Source organism: Promicromonospora sp. NPDC019610, from assembly GCF_044389365.1.
In the GTDB taxonomy this organism is placed as follows: domain Bacteria; phylum Actinomycetota; class Actinomycetes; order Actinomycetales; family Cellulomonadaceae; genus Promicromonospora.
The window spans coordinates 19,038-43,703 of record NZ_JBIRXX010000004.1 but is presented as its reverse complement, the minus strand read 5'-3'; the positions used below and the strand labels follow the sequence as shown (position 1 = coordinate 43,703).

Annotated in this window: 23 protein-coding genes and 3 tRNA genes; 7 read left to right on the top strand and 19 right to left on the bottom strand. The window is 72.3% G+C overall.

Annotated elements, in window-relative coordinates:
• Window positions 1–31: 31 nt before the first annotated feature.
• The gene (locus tag ACH45N_RS25075; protein WP_397398676.1) at window positions 32–733 is read left to right on the top strand and encodes a hypothetical protein; all 702 of its coding nucleotides are present in this window, start codon (window positions 32–34) and stop codon (window positions 731–733) included.
• A 21-nt stretch (window positions 734–754) separates the two neighbouring features.
• Here ACH45N_RS25075 and ACH45N_RS25070 read toward each other — a convergent pair whose 3' ends face one another.
• A complete protein-coding gene (locus ACH45N_RS25070) occupies window positions 755–2,212 on the bottom strand; it encodes an FAD-dependent oxidoreductase (protein WP_397398675.1) in 1,458 nt (485 codons plus the stop codon).
• Window positions 2,213–2,308: 96 nt separating this feature from the next.
• Here ACH45N_RS25070 and ACH45N_RS25065 point away from each other — a divergent pair, with 96 nt between their 5' ends.
• Window positions 2,309–3,904 (top strand): SLC13 family permease, encoded by a 1,596-nt coding sequence (locus ACH45N_RS25065; RefSeq protein ID WP_397398674.1) that lies wholly within the window; start codon window positions 2,309–2,311, stop codon window positions 3,902–3,904.
• Window positions 3,905–3,927: 23 nt separating this feature from the next.
• Here ACH45N_RS25065 and ACH45N_RS25060 read toward each other — a convergent pair whose 3' ends face one another.
• From ACH45N_RS25060 to ACH45N_RS25050, 3 genes are all read right to left on the bottom strand, one after another.
• Window positions 3,928–4,632, bottom strand: a complete 705-nt coding sequence (locus ACH45N_RS25060) for an RraA family protein (RefSeq protein ID WP_397398673.1) — start codon at window positions 4,630–4,632, stop codon at window positions 3,928–3,930.
• 67 nt (window positions 4,633–4,699) lie between these two features.
• A complete protein-coding gene (locus ACH45N_RS25055) occupies window positions 4,700–4,990 on the bottom strand; it encodes a hypothetical protein (protein ID WP_397398672.1) in 291 nt (96 codons plus the stop codon).
• 198 nt (window positions 4,991–5,188) lie between these two features.
• Complete coding sequence (locus ACH45N_RS25050) at window positions 5,189–7,261, bottom strand: hypothetical protein (protein ID WP_397398671.1); 2,073 nt, start codon at window positions 7,259–7,261, stop codon at window positions 5,189–5,191.
• A 305-nt stretch (window positions 7,262–7,566) separates the two neighbouring features.
• Between ACH45N_RS25050 and ACH45N_RS25045 the strand changes: the two genes are divergently transcribed.
• Window positions 7,567–8,451: a hypothetical protein gene (locus tag ACH45N_RS25045; RefSeq protein WP_397398670.1), complete on the top strand. Its 885-nt coding sequence runs from the start codon at window positions 7,567–7,569 to the stop codon at window positions 8,449–8,451.
• Between the two features lie 112 nt (window positions 8,452–8,563).
• Here ACH45N_RS25045 and lpdA read toward each other — a convergent pair whose 3' ends face one another.
• Window positions 8,564–9,967 carry a dihydrolipoyl dehydrogenase gene (lpdA, locus tag ACH45N_RS25040; RefSeq protein ID WP_397398669.1) on the bottom strand — a complete coding sequence of 468 codons (1,404 nt, stop codon included), beginning with the start codon at window positions 9,965–9,967 and terminating at the stop codon, window positions 8,564–8,566.
• 88 nt (window positions 9,968–10,055) lie between these two features.
• Window positions 10,056–10,511 (bottom strand): ribonuclease HI, encoded by a 456-nt coding sequence (gene rnhA / locus ACH45N_RS25035; protein ID WP_397398668.1) that lies wholly within the window; start codon window positions 10,509–10,511, stop codon window positions 10,056–10,058.
• A 160-nt stretch (window positions 10,512–10,671) separates the two neighbouring features.
• Here rnhA and ACH45N_RS25030 point away from each other — a divergent pair, with 160 nt between their 5' ends.
• Entirely contained in the window at window positions 10,672–11,526 is an 855-nt protein-coding gene (locus ACH45N_RS25030; protein ID WP_397398667.1) for an LLM class flavin-dependent oxidoreductase, read from the top strand.
• 113 nt (window positions 11,527–11,639) lie between these two features.
• On the opposite strand, the gene leuD is transcribed toward ACH45N_RS25030, so the two are convergent.
• Together leuD and leuC are read right to left on the bottom strand one after the other, a co-directional pair.
• Entirely contained in the window at window positions 11,640–12,275 is a 636-nt protein-coding gene (gene leuD, locus ACH45N_RS25025; RefSeq protein WP_397398666.1) for a 3-isopropylmalate dehydratase small subunit, read from the bottom strand.
• Between the two features lie 14 nt (window positions 12,276–12,289).
• A complete protein-coding gene (leuC, locus tag ACH45N_RS25020; protein WP_397398665.1) occupies window positions 12,290–13,819 on the bottom strand; it encodes a 3-isopropylmalate dehydratase large subunit in 1,530 nt (509 codons plus the stop codon).
• 92 nt (window positions 13,820–13,911) lie between these two features.
• Between leuC and ACH45N_RS25015 the strand changes: the two genes are divergently transcribed.
• The 3 genes from ACH45N_RS25015 to ACH45N_RS25005 all read left to right on the top strand — a co-directional run bounded on the left by ACH45N_RS25015 (window position 13,912) and on the right by ACH45N_RS25005 (window position 16,330).
• Window positions 13,912–14,631: an IclR family transcriptional regulator gene (locus tag ACH45N_RS25015; protein ID WP_026365378.1), complete on the top strand. Its 720-nt coding sequence runs from the start codon at window positions 13,912–13,914 to the stop codon at window positions 14,629–14,631.
• A 285-nt stretch (window positions 14,632–14,916) separates the two neighbouring features.
• Window positions 14,917–15,087, top strand: coding sequence for a hypothetical protein (locus ACH45N_RS25010; protein WP_020013705.1), 171 nt, complete (start codon window positions 14,917–14,919; stop codon window positions 15,085–15,087).
• A gap of 139 nt (window positions 15,088–15,226) precedes the next feature.
• Complete coding sequence (locus ACH45N_RS25005) at window positions 15,227–16,330, top strand: PH domain-containing protein (protein ID WP_397398664.1); 1,104 nt, start codon at window positions 15,227–15,229, stop codon at window positions 16,328–16,330.
• 167 nt (window positions 16,331–16,497) lie between these two features.
• Here the strand turns inward: ACH45N_RS25005 and ACH45N_RS25000 are convergent.
• The 11 genes from ACH45N_RS25000 to ACH45N_RS24950 form a co-directional block, all read right to left on the bottom strand.
• A tRNA-Glu gene (locus ACH45N_RS25000) sits at window positions 16,498–16,570 on the bottom strand.
• Between the two features lie 37 nt (window positions 16,571–16,607).
• Window positions 16,608–16,680, bottom strand: a tRNA-Glu gene (locus ACH45N_RS24995).
• A gap of 89 nt (window positions 16,681–16,769) precedes the next feature.
• Window positions 16,770–16,841: transfer RNA gene (locus ACH45N_RS24990), tRNA-Gln, on the bottom strand.
• Between the two features lie 126 nt (window positions 16,842–16,967).
• Window positions 16,968–17,768 carry an HAD family hydrolase gene (locus ACH45N_RS24985; RefSeq protein ID WP_397398663.1) on the bottom strand — a complete coding sequence of 267 codons (801 nt, stop codon included), beginning with the start codon at window positions 17,766–17,768 and terminating at the stop codon, window positions 16,968–16,970.
• Window positions 17,765–19,144, bottom strand: a complete 1,380-nt coding sequence (locus ACH45N_RS24980; protein ID WP_397398662.1) for a lysostaphin resistance A-like protein — start codon at window positions 19,142–19,144, stop codon at window positions 17,765–17,767. The genes ACH45N_RS24985 and ACH45N_RS24980 overlap by 4 nt, the downstream gene beginning before the upstream one ends.
• Window positions 19,145–19,236: 92 nt before the next feature.
• Window positions 19,237–20,709 (bottom strand): glutamate--tRNA ligase, encoded by a 1,473-nt coding sequence (gene gltX / locus ACH45N_RS24975; protein ID WP_397398661.1) that lies wholly within the window; start codon window positions 20,707–20,709, stop codon window positions 19,237–19,239.
• The gene (locus ACH45N_RS24970; RefSeq protein ID WP_397398660.1) at window positions 20,706–21,158 is read right to left on the bottom strand and encodes a hypothetical protein; all 453 of its coding nucleotides are present in this window, start codon (window positions 21,156–21,158) and stop codon (window positions 20,706–20,708) included. Before ACH45N_RS24970 ends, gltX begins: the two co-directional genes overlap by 4 nt.
• 91 nt (window positions 21,159–21,249) lie before the next feature.
• Window positions 21,250–22,143, bottom strand: coding sequence for a GNAT family N-acetyltransferase (locus ACH45N_RS24965; protein ID WP_397398659.1), 894 nt, complete (start codon window positions 22,141–22,143; stop codon window positions 21,250–21,252).
• Between the two features lie 7 nt (window positions 22,144–22,150).
• Window positions 22,151–22,756 (bottom strand): NUDIX domain-containing protein, encoded by a 606-nt coding sequence (locus tag ACH45N_RS24960; protein WP_397398658.1) that lies wholly within the window; start codon window positions 22,754–22,756, stop codon window positions 22,151–22,153.
• 1 nt (window position 22,757) lies between these two features.
• Window positions 22,758–23,540 (bottom strand): fumarylacetoacetate hydrolase family protein, encoded by a 783-nt coding sequence (locus ACH45N_RS24955; protein WP_036971387.1) that lies wholly within the window; start codon window positions 23,538–23,540, stop codon window positions 22,758–22,760.
• 104 nt (window positions 23,541–23,644) lie between these two features.
• The gene (locus ACH45N_RS24950) at window positions 23,645–24,460 is read right to left on the bottom strand and encodes a class I SAM-dependent methyltransferase (RefSeq protein WP_397399495.1); all 816 of its coding nucleotides are present in this window, start codon (window positions 24,458–24,460) and stop codon (window positions 23,645–23,647) included.
• Between the last annotated feature and the right edge of the window lie 206 nt (window positions 24,461–24,666).

Sequence of the window (24,666 nt, the reverse complement as noted above, 5' to 3'; positions counted from 1 at the left end):
CAGAGGGGTCCGATCACGAAGGAGTGGACCCATGTCCGGACAGAACCCTCGGGGCACGCAGCACACCGGTCTGCTGACGGGCATGCTCGCCACGGTGGGCGCCGCGACGCTCGCCCTGGCCGCACCGGCCACCGCGCAGCCCCTGGAGGACGACGAGACGAACGCGCCGCGGCTCGTGCTGGGCGGCCGCGCCGCACTGGACAGCGGCGAGCTGGCCGACGGCGGGTGGTCGATCGTCACCGACACGACCGACCGGCTCGTACTCGTGGCCGGCGCCACCCGCGTGCGCGTCGTCGTCGACGCAGTGGTCGGCCCCACGGCCGACCCGTCGAGCGCGAACGGCCTGTTGCCCGCGCTGGCCGAGGCCCCCGGCCTCACGGCGCCGAGGTACCTCGAACGGCCGTCCGGCGCGCTCGCAGTGCTCGACGTCGACTCCTCGGCGGGCGGGGCGTCGTCCTGCACGGCGCTGCCGTGGCAGGTGGACACTGCGAACCGGACCACGCTGACCGGCGAGGGCGACGCGAAGGTGGTGCTGGGCACGCCCTGCACCATCGAGCGGGCGTACGTGGTCGCCCAGGGGCCGGGCAACCTCCTGGCCGAGGCACAGGCGCCACGCGGCCCGGACGGCGGGGCCGCATCCATGGACGCCGCGGACGCGCTGGTGCTCACGCTGGTCCCGGCCGGGACCCGGGGTGACGACGCCGCGTCGTCGCTGGGGTACGTCCCGCGGTGAGAATCACGCGGTACCGGCCGGTCAGCGTGACCGGCCGGTACCGGTGTCCTCGACCGGGTCCTCGACCGGCCGGAGGTTGGCGAACAGGTCGTTGAGGGCCTCGGTCATGGACGGGTGGGTGTAGATCTCGTCGCGCAGCTCGGAGGCGGTCACACCGTGGCGCATGGCGAGCGCCACGGTGTTGATCGTCTCGTGGGCGTCGTGGCTGAGCATCGTGACGCCGAGGACCTGATCGGTCTCGGCGTCGACGACCGCCTTCATGACGCCCCGCGGATCGCGGACGATCCGTGCCCGCGGCACGGTCGCCATGTCGGCGACCTGCCGGCGGGCGACGAGGAGCGGACGGCCCGACGCGCGGGCCTCGGCCTCGGTGAGGCCGACCCGCGCCAGGGGCGGGGTCATGAAGAGCGCGGAGGCGACGGCCCTGCGGTCCGCGGTGGTGCGGCGGCCCTCGCCGGTGAGGTCGTCGAGCACGATCCGGTAGTCGTCGAGCGAGACATAGGTGTACTGCGGGCCGCCGTTGACGTCGCCGACCGCGTAGACGTGCGGCTGGGTGGTCCGCAGGTGCTCGTCGACGACGACGGCACCGCGGGCGTCCGTCCGGATCCCGGCGGCGTCGAGACCGAGCCCGGCGGTGTGCGGACGGCGCCCCAGGGCGGCGAGGACCGTGTCGCCCCGGACCGTCCGGGGTGTGCCTGCCTCGTCGGTGAAGGACACGACCGCGCCACCGTCGACGTCCTCGACGCCGGTGACGGCGGCGCCGGTCCGGAGGGTGACGCCCGCGTCGGTGAGGATCTCGGTGGCGGTGGCGACGACGTCGTCGTCCTCGGTACGGAGAAGGCGCGGGCCCCGGGCCAGGAGGGTCACGCGCGCGCCGAACGCGGCGTGCATGGAGGCGAACTCGACGGCGACGTACCCGCCGCCGAGCACGACGAGCTCGTCGGGCCGTTCGGTGCGGGCGAGCAGGTCGGTGCTGGTGACCACGCGCGCGCTCTCGCGCAGGCCGGGGACGGGCGGCAGCTCGGGATCGGCACCGGTGTTGATGACGATCGTCCGCGCGGTGACCCGCAGGGTGTCGTCGCCGGCACGCACCGTCAGGGTGTGCGGGTCCGCGAACGTCGCGGCGCCGGTGACGACCGTGACGGTGTCGAGCGTGTCGAGCATCGCGAAGTTCTTGCCGCGCAGCAGCGTGGTCAGGGCGTCGGTGCGTTCCGCGGCGCGGCGGTAGCGGTCGGGCCCGGGCAGGCCGTCCGAGCCGGTCTCGGCGTCGTGCACGAGGGCCTTGGTGGGGACGCACCCGATGTTGATGCACGTGCCGCCGTACATGCGGTCGGACTGCTCGATCATCGCGACGCGGCTGCCGCGGCGGGCCATGGTGGCCGCCAGCGTCTTGCCGCCCTTGCCGAAGCCGACCACCGCGAGGTCGACGTCGAGCTCGGCGGGCCGCGTCGTCACGGACTCGTCAGCGAGGTTGGTCATGCGACGATCTTGCCGGGTGGTCCGGGTCCCGACCAGCGCGGCGGGCGGGTGCGACCATGGGCACGTGCGACGACACCCTCGAACCACGGGACTGGCATGATCGACCCCCTGGTCGCGACCTTCGTGATCCTGGCGCTGGCGGTGCTCGGCTTCGCGACCAACCGGGTGCCGCTCGTCGTCGTGGCGCTGTTCGTCCCGGTCGCGTTGTGGGCGGCCGGGCTGCTGCCGCTGGGCGAGGCGCTGTCCGGCTTCAGCGATCCGATCGTCCTGTTCATCGCCACGCTGTTCGTGCTCGGCGAGGCCCTGCAGACCACCGGGATCACGGCGTGGATCGGGACGCAGCTCGAGCGGTGCGCGTCGCTCGGGCGTGCCGCGCTGCTCGCGACGATGGTCGGCGGCACGGCGGTCCTCGCGGCGGTCATCAGCATCAACGGAGCCGTCGCGGCCCTGCTGCCCGTCGCGGTCGTCGCCGCGGCCCGGGCGGGCATCGTGCCGTCCAGGATGCTCATCCCCGTGGCGTTCGCCGCCAGCGCGGGGTCGATGCTGACCCTGACCGGGACCCCGGTGAACGTGATCGTCTCCGAGGTCGCCGCGGAGTCGGGCGGCCGGGAGTTCGGGTACTTCGAGTTCGCGCTGGTGGGCCTCCCGCTCGTCCTGGTCACGATGCTCCTGGTGGTGACCGTCGGGGAACGGCTCCTGCCGGAGCGTGCGCCGGAGCACCTGGTCGACGTCGCGGCGGACCCGCGCGAACGGGTGCGTTCGTGGCGGGAGAGCTACGCCGCGGAGCTCGACGCGGCGCGCCTCTTCACGGGCGCGACGGGAGTCGTCGAGGTGCTCATCGCGCCGCGTTCGTCCCTGATCGGGCGGCGCGTGAGCCCGGGGATGACCACGCGGAACGAGGATCTCGTGGTGGTCGCGCTCCGCCGCGGCAGCGACTCGTCGAGCGGTCGCGACGGCTCGACCTCGTCCGGACCGCTGTCGTTGCAGGCCGGCGACGCCGTGCTGGTCCGCGGACCGTGGGAGGCGCTGCACCGGTACACCCGGTCACCCGACGTCATCGCCGTCGAGGCGTCGCAGAGCGTGCAACGGAGCGTGCCGCTCGGGCCTGGCTGGAAACGCTGCCTCGGGGTGCTGGTCGCGACGATCGGGCTGCTGGCGACCGGCGCCGTACCTCCGGTGATAGTCGGCCTGCTGGCGGCCGGGGCGCTCGTGCTGCTCCGGGTGGTCACCGTGCCCCAGGGGCTCCGCGCGATCTCCTGGGACACGGTCATCCTCATCGCCGCGCTCATCCCGTTGTCAGCGGCCTTCGTGTCCTCCGGGGCGGCCGAGGCGATCGCCGACGTCGTGCTGCGCCTCACCGGCAGCGGCTCCCCGTACCTCGCGCTCCTGGTGCTGTGCGCGCTCACGCTCGTGCTCGGCCAGTTCATCTCGAACGTCGCGACGGTGCTGGTCATGGCGCCGGTCGCGGTGTCGTTCGCCCAGACGCTCGACGTGAGCGTGCAGCCGTTCATGATGGCCCTCGCCGTGGTCGGGGCCGCGGCGTTCCTCACCCCGATCGCGACACCGGCGAACCTGATGGTGCTGCAGCCCGGGGGCTACCGGTTCGGGGACTACTGGCGGCTGGGCCTGCCGCTGGCCCTCGTGTTCCTCGCGGCGGCGGTCTGGTACGTGCCGCTGATCTGGCCGTTCTGACACCCCGGGCCGGCGGGCACCGGTCACTCCTCGATCGCGCCCCCGACGGCGCGCAGGTGCTGGCGGAAGGTCGTGCCCTCCCGCTCCCGGGCGGCCAGGAAGTCGGAGAACCCGACCTGGTCGCGGAAGCGTGTGCCGAGCCTCATGAGACCGGCCTGACGGCGTTCCGTGTCCCGGATCTGCGCGGCGCGTTCAGCGATCTCCGCCGCGCGCTCCAGCGGGAGGAACAGGACGCCGTCGTCGTCGGCGAGCACGAAGTCGTCCTCGGTGACGGCGTGCGGTCCGACCCGTGCGGTCACGAGCGCGTCCGCCGGCTGCGGGTCGAGGCGTCGCGGGCCTGCAGGCAGCGCTCCCTGGCTGAACACGGGGAGGTGGATCGTGTGCAGCTCCCGGGTGTCGCGATGCAGTCCCCAGATCACGATGCCGGCGAGGCCGGCCTGCTGCACCTCAAGGGTGATCAGGTCGCCGACGCACGCCTCGTCGTCCCGCCCGGCGTTGTCGACCACGAGCACGTCTCCGGGCGCGGCGCGCTCGAGGGCCTCCAGGAAGACGTCGACGCTGCCGACGTGCCGCGCCGGCCGCACCCGGCCCACGACGTGCGTCTCCTGCCACAGCGGTCGGACGGTGGGCGGCGCCTGGCGCACCTCGATGCCGAGTCGTACGACCGCGTCGGCAACGTGCGGTGTGGTCAGGTCAAGGTAGGTGTTCTGCAGGTCGAGCGGGCTCATCGGCGCATGGCTCCTTCAGATGGTGGACAGCGGGCGGCAGGCGGTCGCTGCCGTTCCGACCGGCGCGCTACTGCAGCCGGCCTTCGCCCTCCGGCGAGTACCGCCAGGCCCACTTCAGGTCGTCGGACTCCGCCAGCGGCAGGTGCAGCGTGCGCAGGGCCGGCGAGTGCACGTTGCCCATCGTGCCGCCGTAGCAGTGCCGGCCGCCGTCCACCGGGTCGCCGAACGCCGTCCAGTAGTGCCACCCCGACGCCGCCCGCTCCAGGGTCACCGGCTCGCGGCAGAACACGCAGAACTTCTTCGTGCCGACCTCGGGCATCGGGGCGTAGAGACCCGACAGCGGCTTTCTGGCGTCCATGAGCAGTCATCATCCACGAACCTCGACAGTGAGAGCACATCACCATCGCGCTGCTCGACGGCCGTTACCGAACCGGGACAGTGATGCGGTCCCGGAGAACGGTGCAGGCCGGCCCGTATCACCGGGCCGGCCTGCACTGTGTTACCGGAGACCAGTGGTGCAGGAGATCGGTCTTGCCGGAGGCCAGTGGTGCCGGAATCAGCCGGTCGCCACCAACGGCGGGTCCTTCCGGGCCGGCGGGTCGTCCGGAGCGGGCGAAGGCGTCGGGGTCGGCGTAGGAGTCGGCTCCGGCTCCTGCTCGACCGGCTCCTGCGCCGTGCCACCGCCGACGAGCGCGTCGTCGTCCCCGTAGCCCACGATGTCGACACGAGACTCCTGGACGGCCCGGGGCAGCTCGGGATGGTCGCGACGGAACTCCTCGGTCGGTGTCTGCTTCCGGGGCGACTTGTCCAGCTCGACCCCACCGTAGATCGGATAGGTCCAGGTCCACGGCTCGCCGTTGACGATCTCCTCGCGGGTGACCTCGAACTGGACCCGGGTCCAGTCGTTCTCCATCATGTCGTCCCAGACGTCCCTGGTCTCCCAGTCGGTCCCCTCGGGCCACAGGGACACGTCACCCGAGTCGATGATCGCGTCGTACGGTCCCGGGTTCGCCTCGTTGCGCTGCTTCACCCACGCCGCGGCGACCCGGGCCCGGTAGACGCTGCGCAGGTCCGCGTACTTCGGGTCGGTGTTGATCAGGTGCTCGACCACGGGGGCGAGGTGCTCCTGCGCCATCCGGAAGTTGTGGTCCATGATCTCGTCGCTCGCGGTGCAGGGCTCCTGGCCGGGGGGATAGTTGGTGAACTCCATCCGCTCCTTGCCCACGCTCAGCGGGGCGTCCAGGATGTACAGGCGGTCACCCTCCTGGCGGACCTTGGCCGGGGCCGCGTAGATCCACTGGCGGGTCGAGGGCCAGCACACGCTGCCGTCCGGGTTGGTCCGCAGCGAGTCCCAGTACGCCGCACCGACCTCGGTCTCAGGATTGGTCAGCCGGGTGAAGTCGCGCTTCATCTCCAGGTCTGCCTCCAGGAGCACGCGGGCGGCCTTGGTGTCCGCGAACAGCGGGTCCGTGACCTGGTCGGGGTGGTCCGGGTTGAGGTTGACCCAGAACACCTCGTCGGGCAGGGCGAGCCACGTGTAGAACGCGTCCGAGCTCAGGCCCAGGGTCTCCTCGCCGCCGAAGGACGGGTTCGCGGCCTCGTCGGGGTTGTCGTCCGCCTGGAACGAGTAGCCGACGTCGCCCGTGCCGGGGTCGACCTCCAGGTAGCTGAGCTCGAGCGTCGACCAGTCGATCCCGCCCGGCCGCCGGAACCCCCAGTCGCGCGCGCCGAGCTCGCGGGGCAGGTTCTGGTAGCGCCGCGCCTCCGCCGGCGTCCTGCCGGTCTGCTTGGCCAGGTCCTGCACCTTGCTGTTCTGGCCCTTCGGGCTCGGGTCCATCGGGCCGGGCGCACAGCGGGCGGTGGGCTGCACCACGCTCATACCGGAGACGCACCCGCCCGGGAAGGTCGGCCGGATGTTGGTGATCCTGGGCTTGACCTTGATCGGGGCCGATTCCATCCTGGCGTTCTTGAGCGCCTCACTCGTGGCCTTGTCCGGCGCCTTGCCGTGGACGTACGTCGTGCTCTTCAGGGTCTTGTTGTCGACGAGGGCCTTGTACCTCGCCAGCTGGTCCGGGGTGTGCCCCGACCCCGCCTTCACCTCGATGGCGAACCTCGTGTTCTTGTGGACGATGTCCACGCGGACGGACTGGCCCTTCGGGCCGAGAGTCTTCTCGCACAACCAGTCGTCACCGGTCAGCCCGAGCTTCTCGACCACGAGCTTGTGCAGGGCGTGCCCCCGCGCATTGTTGTCGTGCACCGTGACGTAGCTGGCGCGCCACCCGTCGAAGGCCCCGTTGATCTGCGCCTTCGTCTTGAGCTCCGGGTGCTTGTCGAGCCAGGCGTTCCACCGCGCGAACAGGTGCGTCTCGGTGCCGACGCTCTTCCCCCGGTACCTCGTGCCGTACTGCGCACGCACCTTCGCCGGATCGTCGCTCGGCAGCGCGGCGTTCCGGACCGGCTCGGCCGGGTTCACGTAGTCCAGGGGCAGGTCCCCGAGCGCGGCGACCTCCGCCGGGTCGGGCATCGTGGTCCGCTGCGGTCCCGTGGGTTTGGGCAGCTTGAACACGTCACGACACAGCCTTCCCGTGAGCGGCGCCGCGGAGGCGGACTCCGCCTGCGGGACCGTCACCAGGGAAAAGGTCAGTGCGAGAGCCAGGAGGACTGCCGGTAGCCGTTTCCGAGCCTCGGTCGTCAGCGACACGATGACTCCTTCCAGGACGATGGGTCCGTCCGACCATCGAGCCGGACGTCGCATGGCGGCACCAACGTACGCACCGAACTAGCACAAGCGCGACAAAAGTCAAAACGGGTCGGTGCGGCCGGGATGACGGTGCGGCCGGGGTGACGGTGCAGTCGTGATGACGGTGCAGCCGTGATGACGGTGCAGCCGGGATTCCGTGGCGACGGCGGCGTCCGCCCGCCTACCGTGGCGGCATGCAGACAACGCCCGGCGAGGGCCTCGCCCACTGGCTCGACCACATCGGCCCGATGCTCGACGGGCTGCAGGACCTCGTCGCCGCGTCCGGCACGACGCTCGACCACTCCGCGTCGTCCCTGCACGACCTCGAACACCTCCTGCTCACCGAGACGCTGGATGGCCCGCCCCGCGAGGGCCTCGTCGAGGCGCTCGGCGGGTACCTCGGGGAGACGCTGCTGACGGCCGGCGGCGGGGCCTGGTCGTGGGACGAGGGCTCCGGCCTGCCCGTCGTGGTGCTCGACGCCGGCGGGACGGTCGAGCCGATGCCTCTCGTGCTCGACGCCGTCACCCGCCGCACGGGCACCGTCTGGGCGACCGAGCACGAGCGCGTCCTGGCGGAGGCGGCCCGGCGCCGTGCCGACGACGACGGCTGGGAACCGCGCCGCGCCGACCGGCCCGCGCTGCCGACCCGGGGGGAGGACGACCTGCCCGACCCCTGGCTCGCCCGCTGGCTCACGACCCGCCGGGAACGGTTCGACGCGTGGTCGGCGGACACCGGGCGGGCCGAGGATCTCGACTTCAGCCCGGCGTCGCTGGTTCCGCTCGCGCAGGTGATCCGCCAGCGGATCCCGTCCGCGGAGGCCCTGGACGCCCGGATCGGGGACGACCTCGTGCAGGGCGCGATCTGGTACCTGGGCGAGGTCGCACGGATCCACCGCGACGCTCGCTGGCGCTACACCCCCGACCCGGACGGCACGAGCGAGAACCCCTCGGTGGGCAGGCCGTGGGTCGCGCAGGACGACGACGGCGGGGGGTCCGCGATCCCCGCGCTGGAGCTCTGGGTCGCGGTCGGGGCCGACACCGACGACGTCCTCCTGGAGCGGTTCGCGGAGTTCGACTGACCGGGACGCGGCTCAGTCCGGTCGCGAGGACGCCAAGAGGCCCGGACCCGCGGAATTCCGCGGATCCGGGCCTCTGACCAGGCCGACCACCCGAAGGCGGCCGAGGGATCGATCAGAAGTTGATCATGTGTCCCGCGATGCCGTGGATCGACTCCTGCAGCGCCTCCGACAGCGTCGGGTGGGTGTGCACGTTGCGCGCCATCTCGTCGGCCGTGAGGTCCCACTTCTGCGCGAGCGTGAGCTCCGGCAGCAGCTCCGAGACGTCCGGGCCGATCATGTGGGCGCCGAGGATCTCGTTGTACTTGGCGTCGGCGACCAGCTTGACGAAGCCGGTCGGGTCGCCCAGGCCGTGCGCCTTGCCGTTGGCCATGAACGGGAACGAGGCGACCTTCACGTCGTAGCCCTCGTCCTTGGCCTGCTGCTCGGTGAGTCCGAACGACGCGATCTGCGGGGAGCAGAAGGTCGCGCGCGGCATGTTGCGGTAGTCGCCCAGCGTCTGGGTCTCGGCCCCGGCGATGGTCTCGGCGGCGACGACACCCTGCGCCTCGGCCACGTGCGCCAGCATGAGCTTGGCGGTGACGTCACCGATCGCGTAGATGTGCGGCACGTTGGTGCGCATGTAGTCGTCGATGCCGATGGCGCCGCGGTCGGTGAGCTGCACGCCGGCGCTCTCCAGGCCGATGCCCTTGACGTTCGGCGCGAAGCCGACGGCCATGAGCACCTTGTCGACCACGAGCTCGCCCGGCTTGTCGTCCTTGACGCCCTTGAACGAGACGGTGACGGACGAGCCCTCGTCCTTCACGGTCTGCACGGCCGTCGAGGTCAGGACCTTGATCCCGAGCTTCTTGTACTGCTTGGCGATCTCCTTGGAGACGTCCGCGTCCTCGTTCGGCAGGGCACGGTCGAGGAACTCGATGATCGTGACGTCCACGCCGTAGTTCTTCAGGACGTAGCCGAACTCCATGCCGATCGCGCCGGCGCCGACGATGGCGATCGACTTCGGCAGGTCGCGCGTGAGGATCTGCTTCTCGTAGGTGACCACGTTCTCGGACAGCTCGACGCCGGGCAGCAGGCGCACCTCGGAGCCGGTCGCGATGATCGCGTTGTCGAAGGTCACGGTCTCGGTGCCGCCCTTGTTGAGGGCGACCTCGATGGTGTTCGCGTCGCGGAACGTGCCGCGGCCGTCGAGCTCGGTGATCTTGTTCTTCTTCATCAGGAAGTGGACGCCCTTGACGCGGCCGTCCGCGACCGTGCGTGAACGGTCCCAGGCCTTCCCGAAGTCGAACGTGACGTCCCCGGACATGCCGAAGAAGTCCTTCTGGTGGGTGAAGATGTGGGCCAGCTCGGCATTGCGGAGCAGAGCCTTGGAGGGGATGCAGCCCACGTTGAGGCAGACACCACCCCAGTACTTCTCCTCGATGATCGCAACGGACTTGCCGAGCTGGGCAGCGCGGATGGCGGCGACGTAGCCGCCGGGGCCCGCACCGAGGAGTACGACGTCGTAGTGGGAAGCCATGACTCAAGGGTATTGGTGCGCGCGAATCGTGGTGACGTGACTTCTGTCTCGTTGGCCGGACGTCGCGCCCGACGTGCCCCGTCGTGCGTCAGCGCACGCTGTCGACGCCCTTGTTCGCGAGCGCGTCGGCGCGCTCGTTGCCCGGGTCTCCGGCGTGGCCCTTGACCCAGACCCAGCTCACGTCGTGCTCGGCGACCTCGGCGTCGAGCGCCTGCCACAGGTCCACGTTCTTGACGGGCTGCTTGCTCGCCGTCTTCCAGCCGTTGCGCTTCCAGCCGTGGATCCAGGTCTTCATCCCGTTCATCACGTACTGGGAGTCGACGTGCAGCGTGACGACGGTGGGGCCCTTGAGCGCCTTGAGCGCCTCGACCACGGCGGTGAGCTCCATCCGGTTGTTCGTGGTGACCGGGTCCCCGCCGAACAGCTCCTTCTCGTGCGTGCCGGAACGCAGCAGCGCGCCCCATCCGCCCGGGCCCGGGTTGCCCTTGCAGGCTCCGTCGGTCCAGATCTCCGCGGTCGGCCGCGTCGCGCTCGTGCTGGTCACGGGGCTCACCCTAACCGGCGGTCCGGACGGCGCACGCCGTCGCGGCGCGCTCGCCGAGCCATCGCCCAAGCCGCAGACCGGGCCGCCGCCCGGGCCGGGTGTCAGTGGTCCGGCATAGCGTGTGAGTCGGCCCCGGTACGACGACGCATCAGGAGGACGGATGAAGTTCGGATTCATCAGCAGCTTCGGCACCATCGACCAGCACGTGGGGCTCGCCCGCGAGATCGAGGAGCACGGCTGGGACGGCTTCTTCACCTGGGACGCCATCAGTCTCAGCGGCGAGTGGGCGATGCCGGTCTACGATCCGTTCGGCGTGCTGGCGGCCGCGGCGGCCGTGACCGAACGCATCACGCTCGGCGCCATGGTGTTCGCCGTGCCCCGCCACCGGCCGTGGGAGCTCGCGCAGCGGGCACTCACCGTGGACCGGCTCTCCGGCGGTCGCCTGGTGCTGCCCGTCGGCGTCGGTGTGACCGACGACCGAGGCTTCACGTCCGTCCCGGGCCAGGCCACGGAGCTGAAGGACCGCGCGGCCCTGCTCGACGAGACCCTGGCGTGGCTGGAGAAGTCGTGGTCGGGCGAGGAGTTCGAGTTCTCCGGCGAGCAGATCACCACGGGTCCGTTCCGCTTTCCCGAGCCCCCGGTGAACGGCCGCATCCCGGTGTGGCCGGTCGGAGTCTGGGACGCCGAGCGACCGCCCACCAAGAACCTGCGGCGCGCGCTGCGCTGGGACGGGATCGTCCCACAGCTGCGCGGCACGGCGGACGACCTGACGACCGACGACATCGCCGCCCTGGTCGAGTGGCTCACGGCGAACCGGCCGGACGGAGCAGAGGACCGCCCGTTCGACGTCATCCTGCAGGGCAAGCTGTCCGACGACCCCGCCCAGGCGGCCGAGCAGGCCCGCGCCATGGCCGACGCCGGGGTCACGTGGTGGATCGAGTCCTGGTGGGACCCGGCGAAGGACTCCGCGGAGTCGCTCCTGAAGAAGGTGCGCCAGGGACCGCCGACCCTGTAGCAAGCGCCGTCGTCGACCCGGGCCCTACGTCGCGAACGCGATCGCGCCCCTGCTGCGGTCAGGGGACTGACCGCGGCAGGGGCGCGAGCGACGGGCGGCGCGGACGCCGGGCGTCAGACCGGGCGGGCCGCCTCGATCTCGACGGACGGCAGGTGCCGGGCCGGGAGCGTCTTCGGACGCCACGACGCCCGGGTCTCCTCGAACGCGGTGATCTTGTCGGCCTCCTGGAGGGTGAGCCCGATGTCGTCGAGCCCCTCCATGAGCCGCCACCGCGTGTAGTCGTCGATCTGGAACGGCACCGTGACGTCGTCGGCCGTGGCGGTCTTGGCTGCCAGGTCGACGGTCACCTCGGTGCCCGGCTTGGTCTCCAGGATCTTCCACAGGATCTCGATGTCCTCGGGCGAGACGATGCCCGCCACGAGGCCCTGCTTGCCCGAGTTGCCGCGGAAGATGTCGGCGAACCGGGAGGACAGCACGACCCGGAAGCCGTAGTCCTTGAGCGCCCAGACGGCGTGCTCGCGCGACGAGCCGGTACCGAAGTCCGGGCCGGCCACGAGCACGGACCCCGCGGAGTACGCCTCCTGGTTCAGCACGAACGACGGGTCGCCCCGCCACGCCGCGAACAGCGCGTCCTCGAACCCGGTGCGTGTGACCCGCTTGAGGTACACGGCCGGGATGATCTGGTCGGTGTCGACGTTGCTGCGCCGCAGCGGCACGCCGACGCCGGTGTGGGTGGTGAACTTCTCCATGGTCAGTGGTCCTCTCAGCGCAGCGCGGGCTGGATCGCTACGGGAACGGGCAGGTCGACGACGACGGACTCGCCCAGCGGCGAGGCACCCACGCCGTCGAGCGGCGTGCCGTCGAACGTGGTGATGTCGATGTCGTACGGCAGGTCCAGGTCGCCCACGCTGGAGAGCGTGCCCCGGATCGCCGTCGCCGCGGCCACCAGCGGCGACACCAGGTGGGTGCGCCCGCCCTTGCCCTGCCGGCCCTCGAAGTTGCGGTTCGACGTCGAGGCCGACCGCTCCCCCGGCGCGAGCTGGTCCGGGTTCATGCCCAGACACATCGAGCACCCGGCGTTGCGCCACTCGGCGCCGAACTCCTTGAAGATGACGTCGAGGCCCTCGGCCTCCGCCTGCAGGCGCACGCGGGCCGACGACGGGACCACCAGGACGCGGACGGACTCGGCCTTGCTCCGGCCCTTGACCACCTTCGCGACGGACCGCAGGTCCTCGATGCGGCCGTTGGTGCACGAGCCGATGAACACCGTGTCGACGCTCACGTCGCGCAGCGGCGTGCCGGCCTGGAGGCCCATGTACTCCAGGGCCCGCTCGGCGGCGAGGCGCTCGTCCTCGTCGGCGATGTCGGCCGGGACGGGCACGGACGCCGACAGCGGCAGGCCCTGGCCCGGGTTGGTGCCCCAGGTGACGAACGGCTCCAGGTCGGCCGCCTCGAGCACGACCTCGGCGTCGAACTGCGCGTCGTCGTCGGACCGGAGGGTCTTCCAGTACTCGACGGCGGCGTCCCAGTCCTCGCCCTCGGGCGCGTGCGGGCGGCCCTTGAGGTACTCGAACGTGGTCTCGTCCGGCGCGATCATGCCGGCGCGGGCGCCGGCCTCGATCGACATGTTGCAGATGGTCATGCGGGCTTCCATCGACAGCGCCCGGATGGCCTCGCCGCGGTACTCGAGCACGTAGCCCTGCCCGCCGCCGGTGCCGATCTTCGCGATGATCGCCAGGATGATGTCCTTGGACGTCGCGCCCGCGGGCAGCGCGCCGTTGACCGTGATCGCCATGGTCTTGAACGGCGCGAGCGGCAGCGTCTGGGTGGCGAGCACGTGCTCCACCTCGGACGTGCCGATGCCGAACGCGAGCGCGCCGAACGCACCGTGCGTCGAGGTGTGCGAGTCGCCGCACACGACGGTGAGGCCGGGCATGGTCAGCCCCAGCTGCGGTCCCACCTGGTGGACGATGCCCTGGTCCGCGTCACCGAGGCTGTGCAGCCGGACGCCGAACTCCTTGGCGTTGGCGCGCAGCGTCTCGATCTGCGTGCGGCTCGTCGCGTCGGCGATCGGCCGGTCGATGTCGAGCGTGGGGGTGTTGTGGTCCTCGGTCGCGATCGTGAGGTCGGGTCGCCGCACCTGCCGTCCGGCAAGGCGCAGACCCTCGAACGCCTGCGGGCTCGTGACCTCGTGGACCAGGTGCAGGTCGATGTAGAGAAGATCAGGCGAGCCGTCCTCGCCCCGACGCACCAGGTGCGCTTCCCAGACCTTCTCCGCCAGCGTGCCGGCCATTGCGGTTCGCCTCCCTGTCAAAACTACCTCTGTCAGAAACAACTTTGGGCCTCGACTTGCAATCTCACGTTCCGAGACGGCAATATCGCGGTATGGACGATACTAGCGGAGTCGGCGTCTTGGACAAGGCGGCGTCCGTCCTCGGGGCACTCGAGGCCGGCCCGGCCACCCTGGCGCAGCTCGTCTCCTCCACCGGCCTGGCTCGCCCGACGGCGCACCGCCTGGCGGTGGCACTGGAGCATCACCGCCTCGTGGCACGGGACATGCAGGGGCGGTTCGTGCTGGGCCCGCGCCTCAACGAGCTGGCCACGGCCGCCGGCGAGGACCGCCTGCTGGCGGCTGCGAACCCGGTGCTCATAGCGCTGCGGGACCACACGGGCGAGAGCGCGCAGCTCTACCGCCGGCAGGGCGACCATCGCGTGTGCGTCGCCGCCGCCGAGCGCCCGGTCGGCCTGCGCGACTCCATCCCCGTGGGCGCCACGCTCAGCATGAGCGCGGGCTCCGCGGCGCACGTCCTGCTCGCCTGGGAGGAGCCGGACCGGCTCCACCGCGGCCTGCGTGACGCCACCTTCACGGCCACGATCCTCTCCGGTGTCCGACGCCGCGGGTGGGCGCAGTCGGTCTCAGAACGTGAGCTCGGTGTGGCATCGGTCTCGGCGCCCGTGCGCGGTCCCTCGGGCCGTGTCGTGGCGGCCGTCAGTGTTTCCGGGCCCGTGGAGCGGCTCTCCCGGCAGCCCGGCCGGCTGCACTCGGCCGCCGTCGTCGCCGCCGCCAACAAGCTCACCGAGGTACTGCACCGGTCCGGCGAGTGAGGCGCGGGCGCCGTCCGCCGGACGGCGCCCGCGCCACTGCCCGTGCCATTGCCCGCGCCACTGCCCGGCCCACTGCCCACCCCACCGCCCGGCCCACCGCTCGGCGGACCCGCGGGACCCGGCCGTGCGCACGAGGTGTGCGCCCGGTGAGCGGTCCGTGAGCGTTGGCCCGCCACGCCGGGCGTGGTGATTCCCCAGGTCCGGGTGGTGTCAGTAGTCTCGTCCGCGACGTGTGCACACCCGGTGCGCGCGCACCAACGTCGGAGGAATCTGATGCCGCCTAAGGTGAGACTCATCATCATCTGGGTCGTGGTGATCTTCCTGCTCTACTCGGTCATCAACGACCCCGAGCGATCTGCCGACGTCGTGCTCGCCCTCTGGGACGTCATCTGGGGTGCCATCGCGAACATCGGCACCTTCTTCGAGGAGCTCTTCACCGGGTCGATCGGCCGGTGACGACGTAGGGTCGGCGGCGGGGCTCGGGATTCCTCGGGCAGACCCGCCGCCGACCCGCACCAGGCACCCGCCGGGTGGGTCCGCCGGCGGGCGTGCCCACGGCAAGGGGACCATTCCGAACGCACCCGGGGAGACCCGCATGAGCGCAGCAGCGGACTTCGTGATCCGTCATCGCGCCCTGCAGCGGTACATCCTCGCGGACGAGAAGGTGGTCGTCGCCACGCGACGGCACTGGGCCAGGCTCTGGGAGCCGATCCTCACGACGACCGGAGCCTTCGTCCTGGGGCTGGCGATCCTCGTCGCCGTGGACCCCGACGTCCGCGACGGGCTCGCCTGGGTGTGGCTGCCGTTCCTGGTGCTCGGTCTGCGACTGCTCTACAAGTGGCTGGACTGGCGGGCCGAGTGGTTCGTGATGACCGACCGCCGGCTGATCCTGCTCACCGGGCTCCTCGTGCACCGGGTGGCGATGATGCCGTCCGAGAAGGTGACAGACCTCGGGTACGAGCGCACCCCGCTGGGCCAGGTGCTCGGCTACGGCACCTTCGTCTTCGAGACCGCGGGCCAGGACCAGGCGTTCGACCGCGTCACGTGGATCCCGCGCCCCGACTCGCGCTACCGGCTCATCATCGCGACGCTCTTCCACCCGGACGCCGCCGACGCCGAGGCCGCCGCCCAGTCCGGCCCCGACTTCCGTCCGCAGGCGGTGCCGCCCGCCGAGCCGGCACCCGCCGCACCACCCGCGCTCATGCCGCGGATCGGCCGGCGCAGCAACCCGCCGACACAGCGCATCGAGGTGCCGGCGCTGCGGGACCTGGCGAGCCCGGGCTCCGGTACCACGTCGGACGGCGCCCCGTCGGGGAGTGTCAGCTCGGGCGGCGCCATCTCGGGCGGCGTCAGCTCGGGCGGCGCCAGCTCAGGCGGCGTTCTGCCGGGCGGCGTTCGGTCCGGCGGCACCCTGCCGGACGACGTCGCGGGCGGAACCGGCGCGGGCGGCAGCGGCACGGGCGGCAGCGGCACGGGCGGCAGCGGCACGGGCGGCGACGAGCCCGCAGGCGCCACCCGGCCGTCGACGAACGGCACGCCCCCGGTGGCAGCGGCGTCGGGCAGCGGGAGGATGCCGGGCCGGACCAGCGACGGCAAGGGCGGCGACCACGTGCCCGGCGGGCCGACGTCCGCGACCGACGGGTCCGACGCCCTGCCCCGCCCGTTCATCGAGGGCGGCAAGGACCCGAAGATCCGCTGACCCGGCGGGCCGGCTGACGCGGCCGGCCGAACGTAGGCATCCTCGGCCCACGACGGCTCAGAGAGCGACAAACCCTACGTTCGACGCCCCCTTGCTGATGCCGCCTGCCGATGCCCCCTGCCGGAGAAAGCAGAGGGCCCGGTCCGTGTGGACCGGGCCCTGATCTGTACCCCCAGCGGGATTTGAACCCGCGTTACCGCCGTGAGAGGGCGGCGTCCTAGGCCGCTAGACGATGGGGGCCTTGAACTCGTCCGCCGACCGGAGCCGGTGGACTGCGTACCCCCAGCGGGATTTGAACCCGCGTTACCGCCGTGAGAGGGCGGCGTCCTAGGCCGCTAGACGATGGGGGCCTTGAACTACCGGTATGAACCGGCACCGTGAGAACGATAGCGCACCCGACAACCGACTTACGTCGGTGTGGGATGCGCAGTGCTCTGCGCTGGGGTACCAGGACTCGAACCTAGACTAAGTGGACCAGAACCACTCGTGCTGCCAATTACACCATACCCCATGGGGGTATGACCGCCTGGATACACCTGTCTCCGACAGGTATTCCGTGGGGGCCCTACCGCTGGAGAACATTACCTGACCTCGGACGGTGGGCAAAACGGAATGAGGGTGCCGTCCGTCACCCGGCTCAGATCGGGTCAGCCGAGGGCGGTCCCGTAGCCCAGGGCCGCCGGAAGCTCCGACAGCGTCCCGAGGACCACGACGCCCGCCGCACGCAGCGCCTCCGGGTCCTGCGGGTCGCGCTGGAGCCCCGTACGCGGCCCCGCGTGACCGCCGTAGCCCGCGGACCCCGGCGATGGCCCGCCCGGTCCAGCCAGACGCCCGTCAGGCCCGCCTCGTGGGCCGCCAGCGCGTCGACCGTGGGCTCGTCACCCACGTAGGCGGCCTGCGCCGGCTCGACGCCCAGCTTGCGGGCGCCCTCCGCGAACACCCGGGGGTCCGGCTTGCCGAAGCCCAGGGTGTCGACCCCGACGAGCACGGGCAGGTCGCCCAGCCCGGCGACCTTGAGCTTGCGTTCCTGGAGCTCCGTCGCGGCGTTCGTCACCACACCGACACGGAGACCCGCCGCGAGGGCTGCGTCGACGGCGGCGCGGGCGTCGTCGTGCGCGGTCCACGACCGCTCGAACGTGCCCCAGAACAGCGCGTCCCACGCCTCGAAGGACGTCTCCGTGACCGGCGCGGCGCCGAACGTCTCGTGCAGCAGGGCCGCCCGGTGCCGGCGCTGCGTCACGTGGTCCATCTCACCCCGCGTGTACCGGCTGTAGAAGCCGCCCGGATCGGTGCGCCAGTGCGACAGGATCTCCGGGTCGCGCTCGGCCGGGACGTGCGGCAGGTGCTCCGCCCGCACCGCCTCGAGCGCCCGCGCGAAGGCGCCCTTGGTGTCGACGAGGGTGTCGTCCACGTCGAACAGGATGCCCGCGATCGTCATACCGTCTCTCCGTCGGCTCGTTCGTGCTGTGCTCGTTCGTGCTGTGCTCGTTCGTGCTGTGCTCGTTCGTGCTCCACCAGCCCCGTCACCGGGCTCACCAGCGGCACCGGATCCGGCACCAGCCCCGTCACCGGGTCCGGCACCACCAGCGTCGGCCTGCGGCGCCGCGCCCACCAGAGCAGCACCGCCGTCGTGACGAGCGTGACACCGATGCTCACCGCCCCCTCGGACGGCGCCACCTCGGTGATCAGCAGCGAGTCCTGGAGCCCGTCGTAGGCGATCGCGAGGCCGAACGCCACCAGGTTGTTCGCCGCGTGCAGCGCGACCGCGACCTCCAGCCCGCCGGTGCGCCACGCGAGCAGGCTCGCGACCAGGCCGAACACCAGCCGGTCGGCGAACAGCCACGGGCTCTGCGCGCCGTGCGCCAGCGCGAACAGCAGCGCCGAGACCACGGCGGGCACGAGCACGGCGACCCACCGCAGGCGCAGCATGCTGCCGATCCACTGCGTCAGCCAGCCGCGGAAGAAGTACTCCTCGCCGGCCGCCTGCAGCGGCGTGGTCAGGACGATCACGAGCGCGAGCACGAGCCAGCCGGACGCCGGGGTGAGCGGCCACAGGCCGGCCTCGTCGGCACCTGGCCCGGCACCGGCGTCGGGCCCGCCGAGCAGAGCCAACAGGACGCTCGTGCCGATCGTGAGCGGCACCAGGAGCAGGAGCGACATCCCGAGCCCGCCGAGCAGCAGGCGCCAGCGCACCCGCCCTAGGACGGAGGAGACGAGGCCACCGCGCCGGGCCTGCGCCCAGGTCGCGAAGAGCGCGAGCGGGATGCCCAGCGCGAGGCCGAGGTTCGTCACGAGCAGGCCGGCCGGCGACACGAACCAGGCGTCGGTGACGGTGCTCGGGTCCGGGAGCTGGGTGCCGAACGCCTGCGCGACGACCCACACGAGGACGTAGAGCAGCATCGCCCCGAAGATCACGACCACGCCGACGGCGACCGCGGCCAGCCCCACCAGGGGGCGCCACCAGCGGTGCCGCGCGCCCCGGAGGGCCTGCGGGTACTCCCGCGGCTCGGCGGGCAGCCCCTGCGGCCCGACCAGCAACCCGTGCGGCCCGGCCAGCAGCCCCTGCGGCCTGGCCGGAGCCCAGGTCGACGACGACGCCGGAGCGGCCGTCGGCGGGCGCACCGCCGGGGACGACGGCACGGGGGACGACGACACCAGGGACGACGGCACGGGGGACGACGGTGCCGCAGCCCCCGGCAACGAGGACTGCGGCAACGAGGACTGCGGCGTCGGCTCTGGTGTGGTCGGGCTCGGCGGCGCTGCGGGCTGGTCGGTCGTGGGCGGCACGGCGTCAGGAGTCATGGCGTCGGTCACGTCTGCCACGTTAGTCCAGGACGCCCCGGTCGAGGCGCCGAGGGCCCCGGCGTCCGGATGCCAAGACCTCCAGCTGCCACGGCGCCCAGGGACTAGGACGCCACGTTCGCCGAAGCCGTCTCGGCGAGGCGGGCCAGGGCGGCGTCGACCCGCGCGAGCGTGCGCTCCCGGCCGAGCACCTCGAGCGACTCGAAGAGCGGCAGGCCGATGCGGCGTCCGGTCACGGCGACCCGGACCGGGGCCTGCGCCTTGCCGAGCTTCATGCCGTGCTTCTCGCCCACGACGGTGACGACGTCCTTGAGCGCCTCGGCCTCCCAGGCAGCGTCGGCCAGGGCCACCCGCACGTCGGCGAGGAGCTCGGCGGCGCCGGCCTTCATGGCCTTGTTCCAGGAGTCCTCGTCGACGATCGGGGCGTCCAGGAAGAGGAAGTCGACGTTGGCCGTGATCTCGGACAGCAGGGCCACCCGGGAGTGCGCGAGCGGCGCGACGGCGTCGAACACGGCCTGGTCGAACTGCTCCGGCGTCCACGGCGCGGCCGGGGCCCGCAACCACGGCGCGCAAGCCGCGGCGAACTCCTCGACGCTCAGGGCCCGGATGTACTCGCCGTTGAAGGCGGTGAGCTTCTTGACGTCGAAGAACGCGGACGACGAGTTGATGTCCTCGACGCGGAACCGGCGCACCAGCTCGTCGAACGGGAGGATCTCCTCGTCGTTGCCCGGCGCCCAGCCCAGGAGCATCAGGTAGTTGACCATCGCGTCGGGCAGGATGCCCTCGGCGAGGTAGTCCTCCAGGGCCACCTTGTCGCGGCGCTTGGAGAGCTTCTGCCGCTTCTCGTTGACGATCACCGGCATGTGCGCCCACTGCGGCGGCGTCTGCCCCAGGGCCTCCCAGAGCAGCTGCTGCTTGGGCGTGTTGGGCAGGTGCTCCTCGGCGCGCATGACGAGGGTGATGTGCTCGTCGATGTCGTCGACCACGTTGGCCAGCAGGAACACCGGCGAGCCGTTGCCACGCGCGATGACGAAGTCCTCGAGGTTCGCGTTCGGGAACGTCGGGTTGCCGCGGATCAGGTCGACGACCTGCGTCTCCCCCTCGTCGGGCGTGCGGAAGCGCAGCGCGCGGCCCTCTGCGTACTCCAGCCCGCGGTCGCGGCAGAAGCCGTCGTAGCCGGTCTGCTGGTTGCCGGTGCGCGCGATCAGGGCGTCCCGCGTGCAGTCGCAGTAGTAGGCCTTGCCCTCGGCGAACAGGCGCTGGGCGGCGTCCTTCTGGATGCCCGCGTTCTCGGACTGGAAGTACGGGCCCTCGAAGGCCGGGTCGTCCTTGCGGATGCCGAGCGCCTCCATGGCCGACAGGATGCCGTCCACCCACTCGGGCTGGTTGCGCGAGGCGTCGGTGTCCTCGATGCGCAGCACGAAGGTGCCGCCCTGCTGCTTCGCCACGGCCCAGTTGAAGAGCGCGGAGCGGGCGCCGCCCACGTGGAACATGCCGGTCGGGGACGGCGCGAAGCGGACGCGCACGGCCGCGCCGTCGGGCGCGGGCTGAGTCGGGGTGTCGGTCACGGAAGTCACGGGCCAAGCCTAGGCGCTGCGGGGCCCGACGGCGGCGCCTGCCGGGCGGCCCGGCCCCGCCAGCCCCGGATCAGGAGCGCGACCGCGAAGGCGGGCCACACCGGGACGGACGCGAAGGCGGGTCCCAGGACGTAGAGCAGGGACCAGCCCTCGTCCCCCTCCGGCAGGGTGGCGGCGACGACGAAGTACGCGACCGCCAGGACGACCGTGGCCAGGACGAGGCCCACGGCCAGCGACGCCCAGTCGTTGCGGACCTCCAGCAGCCGGAGCAGGGCGGCCGCGGCGACGATCGACCCGAGCGCGCCGGCCGTCACCACGAGCGCGCTCACGAGGCCGAACACGACGCCGTCCCACGCGATGTCGCCGTTCGTCCGGAGGTACACGAGCACCACCGCGGTGATGCCGAACGCCACGGGGGTCAGTGCCAGGAATCGTCGTGCGGTCTCCACGGGGACCATGATGCGTGCCGGGCACCGCGGTGACCACGAATGTCTGCGGCGGGCACCCCTGGCCGGACGGGACCTGTCGCACCCGGATCGGTCAGCGGTGCAGCCGCTTGACGTACCGCCGTGTCGCCACCGGCACGGGCCCCTCGGCCGTCTCCGCCCGGTAGTCCAGCGGGCCGCCGTCCGACCAGCCGGCGCGCTCGTAGAAGCGGCGCGCCCGCGCGTTGCCGGTCACGACGGCGAGCCAGGCCTCGGCGTGCCCCGCGGCCGCGATCCGGGCCTCCCCCGCGGACAGCAGGTCGGACGCGATCCCGGAACCCCGGTGAGCCGCCGCGACGAAGAGCTGCTCCAGCTCCTCGCCCTTGACCGTCACGAACCCGGCCACGGCGTCCAGGCCCTGCCTACCGTCCGGAGCGGTGTCGAGGGGCACCGCCACCGTCGTCCCCGGGACCCGGGCCGCGGCGCGGGGGCCGAACGACTCGCGGGTGCGGGCCGCCTCCAGCGCCGGCGGCACGAGGCCACGGTGGCCGTCGCCCCAGGCGGCGTGCCAGACGGCGGCGATCGCCGGGGCGTCCGCCGGCCCGGCGTGCCGGAGCTCGACGTGCCGCACGCGCAGCGGCCCGAGGAGGAACCGGTCCTCGTCGGGCAGCACCACGGGCTCGGTGCGCCAGCCCGGCCCGGCGTACGCCGCGAGCGCCGCGGCGTCGCGCCAGCGGCTCACGTAGGTCAGCGTGTCCGGGGTCGGGGCATCGGGGGTTGCGGTGTCGAGCGCCGCGGTGTCCGGGGCAGCGGTGTCGAGCGCCGCGGCATCCCGAGCCGGGGCGTCCGGCGCCGCGGCGTCCCCCGGCGCGCTCCCTCGGCGGACGACGATCTCGTCGCTCACGAAGCCGTCGTGCGCCGCGAACCCGGCGGTGCCCGCCTCGATGAACGCGCGGAACTCGTCGAGCAGCCCGGGCCGCACCCGGGCCGTGGAGCGCCTGATGATCATCCCTCGATCATGCTCCACGGGCCCGGGCGCGGGCCAGCGTCACCAGCTCGGTCAGCTCGGGTTCGGGCAGCTCGTCGACGGACCACCAGCGCAGGTCGAGGGACTCGTCCGAGACCGCCGTCTCCGCGCCGGGTGCCGCGACGGCGACGAACCGCACGTCCAGGTGGTGCACCGGCCGGTCCGGGTCGCCGGTGCCCGGCCGGCAGAACGGCACGACGTGCTCGTCGAGGTGCACCGGGACGGGGTCGGGCACGAGGCCCATGATCCCGGACTCCTCGCGGGCCTCGCGGGCGGCGGCGTCGGCCAGCGAGACGTCGCCGGCCTCCAGGTGCCCGCCGAGCTGGAACCAGCGCCGCGCCTTGGCGTGCAGGGTGAGGAGCACCCGCGCGCCGTCGTGCGACAGCACCAGGGTCGACGCCGTGAGGTGGTCCGGTACGGACTCCCGGAACACTCCGTTGCCGAACGTGCCGTCGTGCGCCTCGAGGTGCGTCACGTACCGCAGCCGGAGGCGCTCCTGCTCGGGCGTCGGCCCGGTCCAGGAGCGCAGGGTCGCCAGGGCGTCGGCGTGCAGGGACGTGCCGGGCGGCGTCCCCGGCTGGGTCTCGCTGCTCACCTCAGCGGCGCCGCAGCACCGGGTTGGCGAGGACGCCCACGCCCTCGACCTCGACCTCGACGCGGTCGCCCTGGTCGATCCGGCCCACGCCGGCGGGGGTGCCGGTGAGGATCACGTCGCCGGGCAGCAGGGTCATGGCCTCGGAGATGTACGAGACGAGGAACGGCACGTCGAACACCATGTCGCGGGTGCGGCCGTCCTGGCGCGGCTCGCCGTTGACGCGCGAGCGCACGGCGACGTCCTCCGGGTTCAGGTCGGTGTCGATCCACGGCCCGAGCGGGCACGAGGTGTCGAAGCCCTTGGCGCGGGCCCACTGCCCGTCGGTGCGCTGGGCGTCGCGGGCCGTGACGTCGTTCGCGACGGTGTAGCCGAGGATGTACGACGGCGCGTTCTCCGGGGTGACGTCCTTGCAGACCTTGGAGATCACCACGGCCAGCTCGGCCTCGTAGGAGACCTCCTGCGTGAAGTCCGGCAGCACGATCGGGTCGTCCGGGCCGACCACGGCGGTGTTCGGCTTGAAGAACAGCAGCGGCGTCGTCGGGACGTCGCCGCCCATCTCCTTGGCGTGGTCGGCGTAGTTCTTGCCCACGCACACGATCTTGGAGCGCGGGATCACCGGGGCGAGCAGCCGGACGCCGTCGCCCAGCTCGATGCGCTCGCCGGTCGGCATGGCCGGCATGTAGAGGGGGTCGCCGCCCAGCACGGCGAGGAAGGTCTTGTCGCCCTCCTGCTGCACGAGGGCGAAGCGGGGGTCGTCTCCGGTGGTAAATCTCGCGATACGCACGGCCACAGCGTAAGCCGCGCGACCACCTCCCGGTCGTCCCGGGGGCATCGCGTCCCGGGGGCATCGCGTCCCCGGCGCCTCGCGCGCCGGGGACACCGCCTGGGTCAGGCGCGCGCCAGGACCTCGCCGTTGAGCACCGCGAACCAGCCGTCCGGGGCCGCGGCCCACTCGCGCCAGCCCTGGGCGAGCTGTTCGAGGGCCACGTCGTCCGCGAGTGCCGAGTCCTTGGCCTGCACGGCGAAGTTGGACTCGGTGCAGCGCTCGGCCCAGAGCCCGCCCCACCAGGTGCGGTCGTCGGGGGTGGCGTAGCACCAGACGCTCGCCCCGGGCTCGATCGTGGCGGGGTCGAAGCCGGCGTCCCGCACCCAGGAGGCGAGGCGGCGCCCGGCGTCGGGCTCGAAGCCGTAGGTGTGCGTGACCTCGTGGTAGAGCATGTTCCACTCGGTGAGCTCGGCGGACTCCGGGTACCAGGTCATGGCCTCGTAGTCGGCGTCGCGCACCGCCACGAACCCGCCCGGCTTGGCCACGCGCCTCATCTCGCGCAGGGCCGCGACCGGGTCGGAGAGGTGCTGCAGGAGCTGGTGGGCGAAGACGACGTCGAACGAGTCGTCCTCGAAGGGAAGCTCGTAGGCGTTGGCGTGCTCGAAGGTGATGTTCTTGGTGCCGTGCGCGTCGGCGAGGCCGCGGGCCGACTCCAGCACGTCGTCGGAGGCGTCGACGCCCACGACGCTGCCCTGCGTGAGCCGCTCGGCGAAGTCGACGGTGACGGTGCCGGGTCCGCAGCCGACGTCGAGCAGCGTCATGTCCGAGAGCAGGTGCGGCAGCAGGAACGCGGCGGAGTTCGCCGCCGTCCGGCGCCGGTGCGAGCGCAGCACGGACTCGTGGTGCCCGTGCGTGTAGGACTCGGACTCCTTGGACAGGTCGGTCCCCGCACCGGGGTTGTCAGGGCTCTCCGCGCTGTCCGCGCCGTCCGCGCCGCGAGTCAGGCTGGTGAGGCTGCTGGGGGCGTCGACCGCGTCGATGGGGTCGGTGCCCGCGGGCGTGGTCCGGTCCCGGGCGGGGCCACCGTTGCCCTCGTTCGAGGGGAACCTACCGCCGAACGTGTCGCCGAGCTTGTGGCTGGACG

Excerpts from the sequence above, each read along its gene's own strand:
- ACH45N_RS25075 (WP_397398676.1), top strand. The coding sequence starts at position 32 with ATGTCCGGACAGAACCCTCGGGGCACGCAGCACACCGGTCTGCTGACG.
- ACH45N_RS25070 (WP_397398675.1), bottom strand. The coding sequence starts at position 2,212 with ATGACCAACCTCGCTGACGAGTCCGTGACGACGCGGCCCGCCGAGCTC.
- ACH45N_RS25065 (WP_397398674.1), top strand. The coding sequence starts at position 2,309 with ATGATCGACCCCCTGGTCGCGACCTTCGTGATCCTGGCGCTGGCGGTG.
- ACH45N_RS25060 (WP_397398673.1), bottom strand. The coding sequence starts at position 4,632 with ATGAGCCCGCTCGACCTGCAGAACACCTACCTTGACCTGACCACACCG.
- ACH45N_RS25055 (WP_397398672.1), bottom strand. The coding sequence starts at position 4,990 with ATGGACGCCAGAAAGCCGCTGTCGGGTCTCTACGCCCCGATGCCCGAG.
- ACH45N_RS25045 (WP_397398670.1), top strand. The coding sequence starts at position 7,567 with ATGCAGACAACGCCCGGCGAGGGCCTCGCCCACTGGCTCGACCACATC.
- lpdA (WP_397398669.1), bottom strand. The coding sequence starts at position 9,967 with ATGGCTTCCCACTACGACGTCGTACTCCTCGGTGCGGGCCCCGGCGGC.
- ACH45N_RS25030 (WP_397398667.1), top strand. The coding sequence starts at position 10,672 with ATGAAGTTCGGATTCATCAGCAGCTTCGGCACCATCGACCAGCACGTG.
- leuD (WP_397398666.1), bottom strand. The coding sequence starts at position 12,275 with ATGGAGAAGTTCACCACCCACACCGGCGTCGGCGTGCCGCTGCGGCGC.
- leuC (WP_397398665.1), bottom strand. The coding sequence starts at position 13,819 with ATGGCCGGCACGCTGGCGGAGAAGGTCTGGGAAGCGCACCTGGTGCGT.
- ACH45N_RS25015 (WP_026365378.1), top strand. The coding sequence starts at position 13,912 with ATGGACGATACTAGCGGAGTCGGCGTCTTGGACAAGGCGGCGTCCGTC.
- ACH45N_RS25005 (WP_397398664.1), top strand. The coding sequence starts at position 15,227 with ATGAGCGCAGCAGCGGACTTCGTGATCCGTCATCGCGCCCTGCAGCGG.
- ACH45N_RS24985 (WP_397398663.1), bottom strand. The coding sequence starts at position 17,768 with ATGACGATCGCGGGCATCCTGTTCGACGTGGACGACACCCTCGTCGAC.
- ACH45N_RS24965 (WP_397398659.1), bottom strand. The coding sequence starts at position 22,143 with ATGATCATCAGGCGCTCCACGGCCCGGGTGCGGCCCGGGCTGCTCGAC.